Annotated in this window: 10 protein-coding genes; 6 read left to right on the top strand and 4 right to left on the bottom strand. The window is 64.4% G+C overall.

The features are described 5' to 3' along the window. Positions 1-163 precede the first annotated feature (163 nt). The 6 genes from DMB42_RS55045 to DMB42_RS19925 all read left to right on the top strand — a co-directional run bounded on the left by DMB42_RS55045 (position 164) and on the right by DMB42_RS19925 (position 8,960). Positions 164-2,146 carry an alpha/beta hydrolase gene (locus tag DMB42_RS55045; RefSeq protein ID WP_185844758.1) on the top strand — a complete coding sequence of 661 codons (1,983 nt, stop codon included), beginning with the start codon at positions 164-166 and terminating at the stop codon, positions 2,144-2,146. Beyond that, positions 2,147-2,674: a hypothetical protein gene (locus tag DMB42_RS19945; protein ID WP_125636500.1), complete on the top strand. Its 528-nt coding sequence runs from the start codon at positions 2,147-2,149 to the stop codon at positions 2,672-2,674. A gap of 670 nt (positions 2,675-3,344) precedes the next feature. After that, the gene (locus DMB42_RS19940) at positions 3,345-5,750 is read left to right on the top strand and encodes an AAA family ATPase (RefSeq protein WP_125636499.1); all 2,406 of its coding nucleotides are present in this window, start codon (positions 3,345-3,347) and stop codon (positions 5,748-5,750) included. Then, positions 5,750-6,742: an aminoglycoside phosphotransferase family protein gene (locus DMB42_RS19935; protein ID WP_125636498.1), complete on the top strand. Its 993-nt coding sequence runs from the start codon at positions 5,750-5,752 to the stop codon at positions 6,740-6,742. The genes DMB42_RS19940 and DMB42_RS19935 overlap by 1 nt, the downstream gene beginning before the upstream one ends. 124 nt (positions 6,743-6,866) lie before the next feature. Further along, positions 6,867-7,985: an HNH endonuclease gene (locus DMB42_RS54300; protein ID WP_221762247.1), complete on the top strand. Its 1,119-nt coding sequence runs from the start codon at positions 6,867-6,869 to the stop codon at positions 7,983-7,985. Positions 7,986-8,057: 72 nt separating this feature from the next. After that, on the top strand, positions 8,058-8,960 hold the full coding sequence (locus DMB42_RS19925) for a restriction endonuclease (protein ID WP_221762246.1): 903 nt from the start codon (positions 8,058-8,060) through the stop codon (positions 8,958-8,960). Positions 8,961-9,084: 124 nt separating this feature from the next. Here the strand turns inward: DMB42_RS19925 and DMB42_RS19920 are convergent, their stop codons facing one another. The 4 genes from DMB42_RS19920 to DMB42_RS19905 all read right to left on the bottom strand — a co-directional run bounded on the left by DMB42_RS19920 (position 9,085) and on the right by DMB42_RS19905 (position 13,200). Continuing rightward, entirely contained in the window at positions 9,085-10,449 is a 1,365-nt protein-coding gene (locus DMB42_RS19920) for a tyrosine-type recombinase/integrase (protein ID WP_125636496.1), read from the bottom strand. Then, a complete protein-coding gene (locus DMB42_RS19915) occupies positions 10,446-10,637 on the bottom strand; it encodes an AlpA family transcriptional regulator (protein ID WP_125636495.1) in 192 nt (63 codons plus the stop codon). Before DMB42_RS19915 ends, DMB42_RS19920 begins: the two co-directional genes overlap by 4 nt. An 827-nt stretch (positions 10,638-11,464) precedes the next feature. Continuing rightward, positions 11,465-12,331, bottom strand: a complete 867-nt coding sequence (locus tag DMB42_RS19910) for a TRM11 family methyltransferase (protein WP_125636494.1) — start codon at positions 12,329-12,331, stop codon at positions 11,465-11,467. Next, the gene (locus tag DMB42_RS19905) at positions 12,328-13,200 is read right to left on the bottom strand and encodes a DNA methyltransferase (RefSeq protein ID WP_125636493.1); all 873 of its coding nucleotides are present in this window, start codon (positions 13,198-13,200) and stop codon (positions 12,328-12,330) included. Before DMB42_RS19905 ends, DMB42_RS19910 begins: the two co-directional genes overlap by 4 nt. Positions 13,201-14,071 lie beyond the last annotated feature (871 nt).

Below are 14,071 nucleotides of genomic sequence, written 5' to 3'. Positions count from 1 at the left end.
CTCACAAGGCAATCACGTTGCCCCCGTACACACCGATATGCCACGAATCCTGCGTGCCAGAAGCTGCCATCGTGCGCTGCGTGCGTGCCGTTCCAGGGACGCCTGAATCGGCCACGTACCCTCCACGAGGATCTGCAGCGTGCGCATCCCATAGCGAGTCCGCATGTTGCGCGGACGAGCAGCGGCAAAGCGTGACATCGTCGGATTTGTGGCGGGCGAGACGGCCGGTTTAGAAGAGGCCCTCAGCCGCGTGGTGCGGCTGGCGGGCGACCACATCAGCGCGCTCGACTCCAGCATGCGCCAGATGACGGCCCATGCCTGGGTCGGCGGTGGCGCAGGCCCCTTCACGCAAGCCACCCGCGACCAGCGCACCCGGCTCCAGCAGGCCTTTGAAACTGCAGCATCGCAGATCGCCGAGCGCATCCGTGCCCTTGGCGGCCAAGCCACCGCACCGTCGCTCTCGACCCCACTCCCCGTCGCCACATCCATGGGCGGCGGCTATGCCGGGATGAACGTGGAAGCGATGACCCGTATGGTGGCCGACCTGGAGCGTGCCGGACATGACCTCCCCGCTGCGGGAAGCCAGCTTTCCGCAGCGCTGGCCTCCGCATGCGTCAGCGCCGCGCCCGCCCAACAGGTCACGGGAGTGGGTACCTGGGCCACCGAACAGGCCACCGACCTGCGCAGGCGGCTGACCGTACTCCAGCAGCGTCCCGACGGAGACATGACCAACGCAGCCGTGCTCGGCTTTGGGCTCTTCGGCGGCTCCGCCCCTGACCCGAACGGCCTCGGCAACACTCTGACCGCCGCCGCGGCCGGCGACCCCTCAGCGCTGGAGAAAGTGGTGGCAGCGCAGAACACCGGCAAGGACCCGACGCTCGCCGCCCGGGTCAGCGCCTGGTGGCAGCTACTCGACCCGGCCACCCGCAAGCGCATCATCGACGCTGCACCGCATCTGATCGGCTCGCTCAACGGCGTACCGGCCGCCACCCGTGACAGTGCGAACCGGGCCTACCTGGGCTTACGCAAGAGCGCTGTCGGCAAACGGCTGGCGGAGCTGCGGGAGCAGGAGGCACGTATGAAACAAGGGGCGCGGCAGTCCTATATACGCATGGAGATCGATGCGCTGGAAGCGGAACAGCGGCAGATCGGCGCCATCGAGAAGAGCCTGGCGCTGGGCGGAGTCAACGGTCGCCCGCCGGCGTTCCTGCTCAACTTCGAACTGGGCGGACTCGGCAAGGCCGCCATCTCCTTCGGCGACCCTGACAAGGCCGACTCGGTGGTCACATCTGTACCGGGTACGGGCAGCAAGCTGGAGGGGATCGGTGGTGACGCGTCCCGAGCCGCCACCTTGTGGGACCGGGCCAGCTCTACTGCCCCCTCCCACACCAAGACCGCATCGATCATCTGGCTCGGCTACGAGGCACCACAACTCGACGCGGGAATCCTCCGGGCCGACACCTCCGTGGCATCGCCCAACCTCGCTCAGGCCGGGGCAGGCTCACTGGCCAGCTTCCTCGACGGTCTCCACGCCACTCATCAGCCGACCGGTACACCGCGATTCACCGTACTGGGCCACAGCTACGGCAGTGTGGTGACCGGCATGGCCGCGCTGACGCGGAAAGGGACGTTCGCCGATCAGCTCATTCTTGTGGGTAGTCCCGGGACGATGGCGGCGCGAGCAAGCGATCTCGGAGTCAAACAGGTCTGGGTTGGCGAATCACCCCAAGACCCCATCGCCGATCTCGGGCATCTTCCACTCAGCGGCGGCCGGAATCCCGTCTCGGGCGTACTCACCCCCTGGCTGCCGAATGGCGCGGGCCCCTTCGGTACCGACCCCAGCAACATCGCCTTCGGCGCCAACCGCTTTGTTGTCGACCCCAAACCTGCGTCGGGTCCCCTGGCTTTCACCGGGTACGACATTGGTGCACACTCCGGCTACTGGGACAGCCAGTCCGAGTCTCTGAAAAACATGGGATTCATAATCAACGGCCAGTACGATCAAGTATCGAAGCTGCCGACGCCGAAGCAGGCGCCGCCTCCGACGCCTCATCTGACGCCACCGCCTCAGCCAGTCCCTTCGTCAGAACCGGCGTCCCCGCCGCCGCCCGTTCCACAGCCTTCGCCCACGCCGACGGGAGACTAGATGTTCCGCGCCGTCAGGTTGATCATCGCAGCTGTGGTTCTCGTCGCCGGGTGCGCGCCTGGCGGAACCGTGGGAGGAGCCATGAATCCAGCGGCCGACAAGCCGACCATCACCAAAGCACAGGCGCTCACCCGGATCGAGCAGCTCATCGACGGAACCGCCAGCGCTATCCGTCCCAAGCCCCAACTGGACCTGTATCAGCCCAGCCTCAACGACGGCCTCTGCCTCGACCCGCAGGACGGCGGCTCCGAAGACCGGATCGTGGTCAGTCGCGAGTATCACCTGAGAGGGCTGCCCACAACCGAGGATGCACTCAAGGAGGTGATCGCCGAGGTGAAGGCGTACTGGCAGAGCCAGGGCCACGACATCTCGGGCGAGAACGAGAACGGTCTACAGCTTTACGCGCACTCCCGCCCCGATGACTTCCTTATGAGCATCGGCTGGGCAGCCGGTAACGTGCTCACCCTTGGCGCCAACTCCACCTGCCTGTGGCCCAACGGAACCCCCGAGCCCTCCTCTACCCCCTGACGTCGGCAACGCTCCACCACAATGACCACGCTTGCAGCGCGTCACCGCAGCCGAGAGCCTCTGCCCTTACAACAGAGGGCCATCCGTGCAGAAATCAGCGGCTGAGTCCCCCGGAAGTTGTCCACGGTCGGGGGCTGGCGCGGCGGCCTGTCCTGCCAGCAGGGCCTGAGGCTTTCGTGGCCGCCGGTCTCCCAATCCGGCGTGCCGCCCCAGTGGCCATGAGCAGGTTCCTCCCTCCGTTTCCAGCCCCGGCTACCTCGAACTCTCCGTACCGTTTTTCCGGCACCGATCCTCGTCCACGCGTCGTTCCTGACTCTCGGTCGATGCCAGTTCGGTGGCGATAACCCCGCCCAATACGGCAGAGACCCTGGCCACTGTCCCACCCTTCACCAAGAAGGTTCATACGTACTTACTTGCCACATACGGCACGAAGGATGAAATAGGACAATTACTGAAGGCGTCGTCCGCATGCCGGGTTCCGTCCGAGCCTCTTTCGGGCACCCTAATTCACGATCTCGTTGACGTCGGGCGATGCGTCGATCTTTGATGGTCGTCTGTGTTTCTACGGCGACGCTGGCTGAAGTGGCGAAGCTGTATATGCCACCACAATCACGGCACACGAGCCTGGAGTGTGCCACAAACCGATCGTTGCTCACAGGAAGAGGTCGGAATGGCTCTCGAGCCTCGATTCCGTCGCGTCGCGGCGCTGCATCGCCGTTTCGTCAACCGGGAAGACCAACGAGCGATCTTCGACGAGGAGCTCGAAAAGGTCGGCGACGGCCCGCGCGTCTTGAACGTCACCGGCGTCGGCGGGATCGGAAAGTCCCGCCTCCTGCGAGAGTTCGAGCAGCGAGCCCAGAGCAGTTGCATGGTGGCTACCTTGGATCTCCAGGTTCCTGCGCACCGCCAGCAAGAGGACGCCCTAGCCGTGCTGCGCATGCAGTTCGGCCGCCAGGGAGTACGGTTCGACCGGTACGACATCGCCTATGCGGTGCTGTGGCAGCGGCTGCATCCGCATCTCGGGCTGAGCCGCCGGGAGCTCCCCTTCGTCCAGTCCAGCGAGGTCCTCACAGAGGTGCTGGACGCCACCTCCGGTGTTCCGGTGTTCGCCACCGCGGTAGGGCTGATCAAGCTGCTGGATCGGGGAGCTGACGCCCGCAAGCGCCGGCGCCACCTGCGAACCGACGAGACGCTCGGTCAGCTCGACCAGCTTCCCGGCGCAGATCTGGTCGACGCGGTCACCTATCTGTTCGCCGAGGACTTGCGCCTCGGCCGCAAGGACAGGCCGTACCTCGTCGTCATCGATGCCTACGACGCGCTCGGGCAAGCCGCCTCGGATGTGTGGCTGCGAGACCTCGTAGCCCAGCTTGACCACGGCCTCGTTGTCATCGCGAGCAGGGAATCGCTGCCCTGGCGTCAATACGCTCCGGAATGGGAACGAATCATTCGCCAGCTCCCGCTGGAGGGGCTCCCAATGGATGCGCGGATGGAGTTGCTGACCGACGGCGGCGTCACCGATCCTCGCATGCAACAGGTGATCGCGAAGGCGAGCGTCGGCGTGCCGTTCTACCTGCACCTCGCCGTCGACAGCGAAAGCAGACGGCAGGTGGTCTCCCAGGACGAGATCATGCAGCGCTTCCTTCAGCACGTAGATCCCGACGAGCGCCGATACCTGGAGCTGTTGAGCGTCGCGCGCACCTTCGACTTCGAACTGTTCACCCGGCTGGCCCAGGCCTTCCATCTCCCCGCCGGGCAGATCGCGTGGGAGAAACTGACGTCGTACTCCTTCGTGTATCCCGCACCGGAGTCACGCTTCCAGCTGCATCAGCTCATCACCAGTGTCCTGCGGGGGCGGCTGTCGGCTGCGATCAGTCAGGAGGCCCACAAGGTGCTGCACAGCCTGTGGAACGAGCGCGCTGACGTCACCGATGCCCCAACGGCGGTCCGAGAAGCGGCCTACCACGGCCTCGGTGGCGCGATCCTGTCCAGCGATCGGCTGCTGGACTACGCCGACCGGATCGCCGCCCTGGGCGGGGCTCAAGGGGTATCCGGCCTGGTCGCCGATCTGAGGGATCATCTCGAGCAGAGCGAACCAGACGAGGCTCTGGACCAGACCGCGCGGTGTCTGGCGGCTGAGGCGGCAGTCCTGCTGGGGGATGCGGAGAAGATCAACAAGCTGACGCCAGAACGATCGTGGTCTCTGCCGAGCCGGGCAGGTGCGCGTCTCGCTGTCGCCGCAGGGCACGGGCGGCGCATCGGTGGGCAGACAGCCGAAGCATTGCATATCTACTCAAGCGTCTGGGAGGGACGCGAGGGGCCAGAACGCCACCCTGCGGGTCTGTGGAGCGCGGATCTCCACATGGCCCAGGGCAGATTCCGCCGGGCCTTCCTCCTGGCTGACGAGGTGACCGCCAGCAGTCCTGCGGACGCCCACGTCCTCCAGGGCGACCTAGCTCGGCTGCTGCATCTGGCGTCTCGCTTCAGCTACGACTTCGAGAGGGCGGAACGGCATCTTCGCGATGCAGAGATGCGCTACCGCCAAGCGGGAACAGTCATCGGGGCAGCGCTGATCAAGACCAACCGCGCCGAACTGCTCGCCTGGACGGATCCCGTCTCGGCGATCGCGGTCGCAGGTGAAGCGGTCGAGACCAACAGCGACCTTGGCGCTCTGCACGAGGCAGGCAAGGCATTCACCGCTCTGGGCCACGCCCAGCTGACCATCGGGCACTTCGACGACGCCCGTACATCTCTGGATCACGCTTGCCGCACCTTGGAGAAGGCCGGCTACCGGTCCGGTCGCGCCAGGGCGGAGCTCGTCCGCGCCAGCCTTCACATCCGTCTTGGACAGGCAGATCAGGCCATGGCTTCGCTCCGGTGGGCGGTGGACGAGTTGGTGGCAGTCGAGGTTTATCCGACACTGCTTATGACGGCCGAATACCTGCTCGGAATGCTCCAGCGCACCGACGACACGATCAGCGCGGCCGCCCGGCGGGCCCGGAGCGACATCGAGCCGTTGGACTCGCTGGAGGCCTTGGAGGCGCGGATGAACGATCACCTGCGGGGGCTGCTTACGTGATGCTCGATCTCTACAACACCGCTGTTCAGGCCAGAAACGGCGCCAGCGGCTTCTACAACGACAACGTCCGAGTCGACACCCCGAGTGGACCGGTCATCGTCCGCATCCCGATCGCCGGAGCCGACACCATGGATCTTCGGATCTGGCCTGAGCAGGACGTCCTCGCCGCCCTTGCACCGTGTGTCGCCCATGTCCCGAAGCTGCTGCACGTGTCGCAAGAGCCCCCTTTCCAGGTTCACGAGTTCATTGCCGGAGACGTCCTCGACAGCATCGCCCCGCGAGGCAGCCGGGTGCCGCCTGCCGTACTGGGCGACGTCGTCGAGCTGTTCGTACAGCTCGCCAGGGTTCCGCTGGACCGTCTGCCGGAGCTACCGCCGTCATGGCCGGTTATAGCCGACCCGCCCGCCTTCGCCGCGCGACTGTCCGACGTGACCGCACAGGTCTACGACACCTTCCACGACTCCTATCAGTCGCTGTTCACCGCGCTCGGCATCCCTGACGACCCGCTGGCGCCGGTACTCGCCCGCTGGCCCGAACTCGCGCCACGGCCCTTCACGCTCGTCCACGCGGACGTCCACCGAAAGAACATGATCTTCCGTGACGGACACGTCATGTTCCTCGACTGGGAACTCGCTCTGTGGGGCGACCCTGTCTACGAACTTGCCGTCCACTTCCACAAGATGAGCTACTACGACGACGAGCGCCAGTCCGTACTTGACGGCTGGGTGAGCAACATGCCGGCCCAGTGCACTCAGGGGTGGGACCACGATCTCGACATCTATCTGGCCCACGAGCGGGTGAAGTCGGCCATCGTCGATACCGTGCGGTACACCCAGCTCATCTCAGGCGGGCAGCTCAGCTCGGCCGAGAAAGATCAACTGATCGGCAAGCTGACCCGCAAGCTCAACACCGCAGGAATGATCTGGAAGTGGAGCGCCCCTGTCAGCACCGCTTACGTCGAAACCCAAGTCCAGAAGACGCGCCCCTTGTAAGTCGTCACGAGTCTCTTCTAATCCGACTGTCGTCGGTTCGATTGCCGCGAGGTGCTGGACTGTCGATCTCCGGACATATCGTGATCCAATGGCGTTATCTGATCTCAAACGCGAGATGGTCCTCATGGCCATCGAAGAGTACGACCAGCTGGGCCGCGATGCCTTCCTTGAGCGGTACGGCTACCGCGAAGCACGCGACTACTTCATCATCCACAACGGACGCCGGTACGACTCCAAGGCGATCGTCGGGGTGGCACACCGAGGTGTCGACGGGCGCTCGCTGCGCGCGTCGGAGTTCTCCGGTGGGGCCGCAACGGTGGGCAGGGTCCTTGGACACCTCGGTTTTCTCCTCGGTCCGGGCCAAGACGCATCGCCTGCCGCCACGTTCCTGGACAAGATCAGAAACCTCGACACCGCAGTCTCGAACGGACGCCCCAAGCGTCACCAGCCGCTCACCCTGCTTTGGGCCCTCGGCCAAGCGGCACACCGAGCAGAACGCCTTGTCCCCTGGGCTGTCGTACGGGCCGAGATCAGTGCGCTCATCAGCGAGTTCGGCCTGCCGGGCGACCGGCCAACCCCCGAATATCCGATCTTGAAGCTCACACACTTCGGGTTATGGACGCTACCCGACCATCCGGAACCGCCTCGCCCCAGCGGCAGCCCGCCTTTGGCATGGATGAGCCGAAACCAGCCGGTCTCCGGTCTCCGTGAGTGGGTGTACGACCTGGTGGCGGAAGATCAGACGGTACGGTCTCAAGCCAGCGCGTACCTCTTGGAGAAGTACTTCCCGGGCGAGGATCAGAACGCGCTGCTCATCCGCGTCGGCCTGGGCGACATCGATGAAGAGCCGCCCCCACCGCCCGACGACCTTCATGCACCGGAACGCCGCCCCACCACGATCAAGCGCATCGTTCGCGACAACGCACTCTCGCAGCTGATCAAGGCCCTGCACGATCACACCTGCCAGATGTGCGGAGTCCGACTGCTTCTCCCTAGCGGCCCGTACGCCGAGGGAGCACATATCCGCCCGCTCGGCAGCCCGCACGATGGCTACGACGTGGCAGGCAATCTCCTCTGCCTATGCCCCAATGACCATGTGCTCTTCGACCAGGGCGCCATCATCGTCACAGACGACCTCATGGTGATCAATCGGCTCACCGGCGAGTCGAGGGGCGCCTTGCGGACCGTTCCCGGTCACGACATCGATCGGCAGCATCTGACGTACCACCGCAATCTGTACTGATCCGTAGCGCTGTTGATGACGAGAGCTCAGACTGCGATGAAACTCGCCGTACCCCTCTGTCATGATCCCTCTGTGACGGACCCCACAGTGCCCACGTACAAGGACCTTTTATGGCCCACTCTCGCGGCCGTCCGGGACCTCGACGGCTCAGGATCGATCACTGAGATCAGCTCCAAGGTCATCGAGACTGAGCGGATCTCGGAAGAACAACAGGCCGTCCTCAATAACAGAGGCTCGAAGAGCCTCTTGGAGGAACGGATCGGGTGGGCGAGAAGCTACCTCAAGGGCATGGGGCTCCTCACCAACAGCAAGCGGGTGTGGTCCCTCACCGAGTACGGCCGAACGGTACGACTCGATGAGATCGACAAGCTCCACAGGGACTACCAGCTGGCCGTCCGGAAGAAGCCGCGGCAGGAGAGCGATCAGGCTACCGAGCCAACAGGGAAGATCGTCACTCCTCCGGAGAAAGAGCTGCCGCTTCCAGACAGCAGCGAGGCGGAGCCCGAGCAGGAAGCCTGGCGGGAGGTTCTGCGTGAGGCACTGCTGGCGATGCCTCCGGATGCTTTCGAGCGTCTATCGCAGCGGCTCCTTCGCGAGGCTGGCTTCTCCAACACCCACGTCACCAAACTTTCCGGCGATGGCGGCATCGACGGCTGGGGGAAGTACCGGATCTCACTCGTCAGCTTTCCGGTCTTCTTCCAGTGCAAGCGCTACCGCGGGACCGTTGGCGCACCCGAGGTCCAAGCGTTTCGCGGCGCGTTGAGCGGACGTGGCGACCGCGGATTGATGATCACAACGGGAACGTTCACTGAGCCCGCCAAGAGGGAAGCTACTCGCGATGGAGCCACACCCATCGATCTCATTGACGGTGATCAGCTCTGTGACCTGCTCAAGGAGTACGGGATCGGGGTCACCACCACGATTCGCCAGGTAGAAGACGTGGTGATCGACACCGATTTTCTTCGAGGGATGTGACGGTTCACCGGCGGAGTCGGTCGACCGGCCGTCCTGAGCCGTAGAGGTCCGCCAGCGGCAGACGAACGCCGAGCGCGAAGACAGACGGCCCCAGCTTGGCCGGGGCCGTCATCGCTCCAGTGCCCTAATCAGTCAGCACATCGGCGATCTTGGAGTTGATGTGCTCTTGCTGGCCATCCATGCACTTCGCGTACACCCGGAGCAGGACGTCCACGCTGTGGCCGGCGCGCTTGGCGACTTCGACAGCAGGTACGCCTGCATTCAGCCACAGCGAGACCGCCGCATGGCGGAGATCGTATGGTCGAGCCGCTAGGGAAGAGGTGATCTGTTCAGGGCTGAGGACGAGTTTACGGGCTTCCTGCCAGACGTAGGAGTGCGCCGAGCTGGAGTAGGTGCCGCCCGTGCCCGTGTAGAAGATCCTTCCGTCCCTCGCCGTGCCGTACTCGGCAAGGTGCTCGCGAAGGATCGCGACGAGGGCGGGTGGAATCGGGATCTCTCGAGTCTCTTTGTCTGCTCGATGCTTCAGGTTGCGGGACTCGTGGGTCTCCCCCGAGTTGGTCCACCGCTTCGTACCTTGAGGCCGTGCTTTCTCCAGGACGATCAGGCCCCAGCCCGATTCGGGCAACGTGCAGTTCCTCTGTCGTAGGTCCGCGGCCTCCTCCGGCCGAAGTGCGGCGTAATAGATGCAGGCGAAGAGCGCCTTGAGTCGTGCGCCCCGGTTGCGTCCTACCTTGGGGACGGCGTCGAGGAGCTGTCGGGCTTGGGCGGGGTTGACTACCGTTCGAGGGTCGATGACCGTGACGGCTTTGGGTGCGGTCCACTTGATGCCGTCCATCGGATTGCTGTCGAACGCCTTCTGCTCTACGGCGTGTTCAAGCAGGTGATGGAGGACGGCGCGCTTGCGACGCACCGTGTTCGCTCCCGCTGGGGATCCGGCGAAGGTGACGGAGATGGCTTCCAAGGCTGTACGTAGGATGTGCGGCTCTCCTAGAGCTGCCAGCGGCAGGGAAGCGCGTTCCAGCCAGGTCAGGGTTGCGGCTTGCGCCGCGGTCAATTCCAGCCGTCGATCCTGCGGGAGGAGTGCGTGGTTCCGGAGCACCTCGCGCAGCGCCTCGGTTGCAGGACGACGAGGGGCGTCTACTACCAGGGCGGGAACCAGCGACAGGAGCGCGTACGCATCCGTTTCTCGTGTTCGAGCGGCCGAGGTGTTCCAGCGCCGGAGGACATAGGACTGGGCGAACTCCAGGAAGGAAGGACCGATGGACTCCGGCGCCAACATCGAGACCGGCAGGCCGGTAGCGATGTCGAATTCCTCCCCCGTCTTGGTCGCCTGCCGCAGATCCGACATGAACGCACTGGCCAGTCCTTTGGTCCGGAAGCTCTTCGACTTCTCCTTCCCGGCGATGCGCCATCGGGCGATGTAGATGGGCATAGCCTGGTTGGAGCGCTGCTGGATACCCCCGAGCTTTACGTCGTAGGTGGTCCTCATGCCGCCTCCCGCCGTGACTCGATCCAGGCGTTGAGGTCGCTCCGCCAAACGCGGAGTTCGAGGTTGGGGAGTTGGATGCACACCGGCGCCCGACCGAGTTGACGCCAGCGGTAGAAGGTGCGGCGGGAAACACCGCCCAGTTCCTTGAGAACTTGAGTGACGGTCAGCAGTTCGTCGGACCTGCTCATCGGCTACCACCCCTCGAAGAGGGAGGCATATTGGTGCGGTGACACTGGTTGAGACTTGGGTGGCGCAAGGCCTTACCGCCTCGAGAAGCTGCTGCCCCACAGTTGCCTGATCCCGTCGCGGTGAAAGAGTCGGTCCGTCGTGAAGCCGGCGTCGCCGACACCGCCGTTGACGGGCATGGCCTGGCGGAGGGCGTCGCATCGGTTTGCTGATCAGTGCAACCGCTGTCTACTGGGCAGTCGAGGCGATCGGTCGCCGCGATTACGGCGTGGGAGCGGGCAAGGTGGTGCAAGATGAATCCATCCTCTCCACTGAACTGGGGCGGGATGGCCCTCGGCTTGGCGAACGTCTTGGCGGATGTGTGGCCAGGCCGGGGCCGCTACATATAGGCGCTGTATGGCTTGATGTCGCTACACGCGAATTTGTTACCGACTTGGTGTTTGGTAAGGAAACTAACCGTCACACATAGAACTTCCTTTCACCGACCTAGCCGACCAAATGCCCCTCCTCCCGCTCAGGAAATGTCCTGTGGCGATCGGCTGGGATAGCGGGTGTCTCAGACTGTTGGGGCACGTGGCATGAACCCGCATCTTTGGCCCCGACGTCAAGTCAGACTGCTCGGCATATGTATGGTTGCCGCATCTCACGGGAGCCATCTGAGCGGTTACGCCCTTCGCTCACTACATACGGGACACGCAAGGGAAATCAGGCCGAACCTGCTTTTCAGGAAAAGAACGTCCCCAGCTTGTCAGCCTGATGCTTGAGAACACGCTGTTGGCGTATCTCCGCCAAGTTGCGCCGTCTTGCGTCTTATGCTCCACGTAGGCGCCTACGGGCGAGAGTTGGAGAACTCCTCCCGCACGCGAAGAATCAGGAGATCCTCATGGGCCGCGGCACACACCGGCTGCCCCTTCTCCTGAGCTCTCCACGCCTCCAGCATCTGGAAGAACGACGCCCGGTTGATCAGATGGCCATCACGCAGGCCGCACAACAGCGCCGCCATGCGGTGTGTGAGTTGGAAGCCAGCGGCTTCTGCGGTCTCGATGACTTGGCCGGGGAGGTCAACGAGCCGTCCACCGACCCGAATCGGTCGGATCGTAATCGCGACAACCCCACGGGGCCGCAGTAGACCCCCGCATTCGGCAAGGATCTTCCCGAAGCCCTCCATCAGCTGTGGCAGCCGCTGGTGAGCAAGATTCCCCTTGTCGGTGGAGTACCGGTGGTTCGACTTCCTCACCGGCCCGCCGCCTTCACGGCTACCGCAGCGGACGTGACCGTGTGTCCGTACTCCATACGGCGGAGAGGTCAGCACCAGCGCAGCCAAGCCTTGCAGGTCCCCGAACACGGTCGCGACGTTCCGCGCGTCCCCACAAGCCACCCGGCCGTACCCCGTAGCGCCTTGACAGCGAGCATGCTGGACGTTGGCAGCGGTGAGGCCGGCGAAGTCCGCCTCGTACTCCATCCCTGCCGCATGTCGCCCCAGATGCACTGCCTCCACCAACGTGGTTCCGATCCCGCACATCGGATCCACCACCAGGTCCCCTGGCTCGGTAAATGCGGAGATGACGTGTGAGGCGATCGACGGGAGCATCTTGCCCGGATGTCTCATCGACTCTGGGACATACCGGTCGCGCCGCTGCACTCGCGACTGAAGCTGCCCCGTAGCGAGCACCGACGGCAGCACGCCCTCGCTCATCGAGCGCCTCCGATGGGACGAGTGAACAGGCAGACATCCGCATGCACCGACACCACCGGCGGCAGCTCCGCGGACTGAGCCCGGCGAAGCTGCGCCAGCTCCGCCGGCCCAGCCTGAACAACCAGCGCGTCGCCCTCAATGGGCACACGTACGGCGATAACGTGCTGTACGTAGGCCAGCCCGGCCGCATCAGCCCGCCGGATGATCCCCGGCGCCGAATCCACCAGCCTGCCCCGCTCATGTCTCGCCGCCGTGATCACCGCCAAGTGACCGCCTGGCGCGAGAACATGCCGCGCATTCTCCAGGAACCGCCCAAGCTGCGGCATCGCAAGGCTCGACTGCTCCGCCCTACATGAAGGACACGCGGCCGACGCCGAGCCGGCTGCCCATGCGACGTCCGGATAAGGCGGGAGAGCAGCGATCAGCAGTTGGACCTGCCCCTCGACACCGAGCAGCGCCTCCCGAATTTCATGCGGCCCATACGGACGCAGTCTCACCGCCGCCCGCTGATCCGCCGCGAGTTCCTGCCTGAGACGGCCGACAAGATGCTGAGCGACCGGAAGACGCGGAACACAGCCGATCCCCATCCGCCCCATCTCCGCTGCCGCCACGAGCACGGTCTCGCTCGCCGTGAAGACCTCCGCGACGACTCCACCCGGATGGGTGCAGACGCCGATCAGATGCCGCGCCAGTTCTCGCCCCACGGCCTGGTGATGCCGGCCGCATACTGCTTCGGTAGCACCACACGGACTGTCCTTGGCCTTAGCCGTGTCAGGCGTGGTGTCAGAACACAGCCACACCGAGAGCGGCACCAGCCGCCTCTCGCCAGCACGTGGGCTCCTCGACCGCGGCCCTTCGTTCTTGCTCATCTACAGTGACCCTTGACGGCGACCCGTTCCCATGTACTGAAACACCAGTTAATCGGCTCTGATTGGAATCGCTTGTGTCCATTTCAGGTCCGCATGAAGCGCGGGTCTTGTCGCCCCTTACGTGCCCCGACGTCATTTGTGGGGCCTCCAGCGCATCCGCTACTGCAGGCCGTAGCCACCCATCGAGCGCTGCACAACCCCCTGGCCGCCAAGGGGCGAGCGCACACGCGTGAAGAGCGCGGGATGCAGAGTCACCCAGGCCTGCTGCTTGCAGGGGGACGGCGCCAGCTCTGGCGCCGTCCCCCTGCTACGGCTGGTGTGCCAAGTGGCACTCAGGGCTACTCACCGACGTCGCCCTACTTGCTGCACCCAGTTATGTGATCGTTCAATCAGGTCAAGTAGGAAGACCCGGCCTCCGGCATTGAATGGCAGAACCAGTAGGGCTGGGGCCATCAGAAGGATGACGACGAGGAGTGGTATGACGAGAAGCGCACATATAGCTACTTGTTGCCATGCAGGCGTGATCGTGATCAAGGCATCCTCTATCGCAAACGGTCCTTTAGGCGATCTCGTTCGCGCCTAGAGCGACGAGCGAGCGGCACGCTAGGCGCGCAAACCGATGCGTTGTGAGTACATAGAAGACCCCTGTCCTGGGCTACTTCAACAGTAATCGGCACACTGCAGGCCTATTGCTGTCTCCAAGGTGAGCAATCCGATTCGCCAAGGAATCAAGCGTCTGCAGAGTCTCAACACGGTGATCGCGAGCCCGAAGCCGTTGATCGTGCTCCAAGCGCTGGCTTGGGCAGAGCTTGAACAGCTCACTGCAAGAAGGGCTCGCCAGCACATCAGCTACAGGCCGGCGGACTTGGCG

The sequence above is a fragment of the Nonomuraea sp. WAC 01424 genome (assembly GCF_003947315.1).
Taxonomy (GTDB): Bacteria; Actinomycetota; Actinomycetes; order Streptosporangiales; family Streptosporangiaceae; genus Nonomuraea; species Nonomuraea spiralis.
Note: the sequence above shows the minus strand (reverse complement) of the source record. Positions and strands in the feature narration are given on the sequence as shown.

Bases quoted from the DNA above. Each gene is read 5' to 3' on its own strand.
- DMB42_RS19915 (WP_125636495.1), bottom strand. From the start codon at position 10,637: ATGAGCAGGTCCGACGAACTGCTGACCGTCACTCAAGTTCTCAAGGAA.
- DMB42_RS54300 (WP_221762247.1), top strand. From the start codon at position 6,867: ATGGCCATCGAAGAGTACGACCAGCTGGGCCGCGATGCCTTCCTTGAG.
- DMB42_RS19945 (WP_125636500.1), top strand. From the start codon at position 2,147: ATGTTCCGCGCCGTCAGGTTGATCATCGCAGCTGTGGTTCTCGTCGCC.
- DMB42_RS19920 (WP_125636496.1), bottom strand. From the start codon at position 10,449: ATGAGGACCACCTACGACGTAAAGCTCGGGGGTATCCAGCAGCGCTCC.
- DMB42_RS19910 (WP_125636494.1), bottom strand. From the start codon at position 12,331: ATGAGCGAGGGCGTGCTGCCGTCGGTGCTCGCTACGGGGCAGCTTCAG.
- DMB42_RS19940 (WP_125636499.1), top strand. From the start codon at position 3,345: ATGGCTCTCGAGCCTCGATTCCGTCGCGTCGCGGCGCTGCATCGCCGT.
- DMB42_RS19935 (WP_125636498.1), top strand. From the start codon at position 5,750: ATGCTCGATCTCTACAACACCGCTGTTCAGGCCAGAAACGGCGCCAGC.
- DMB42_RS19905 (WP_125636493.1), bottom strand. From the start codon at position 13,200: ATGAGCAAGAACGAAGGGCCGCGGTCGAGGAGCCCACGTGCTGGCGAG.
- DMB42_RS55045 (WP_185844758.1), top strand. From the start codon at position 164: ATGTTGCGCGGACGAGCAGCGGCAAAGCGTGACATCGTCGGATTTGTG.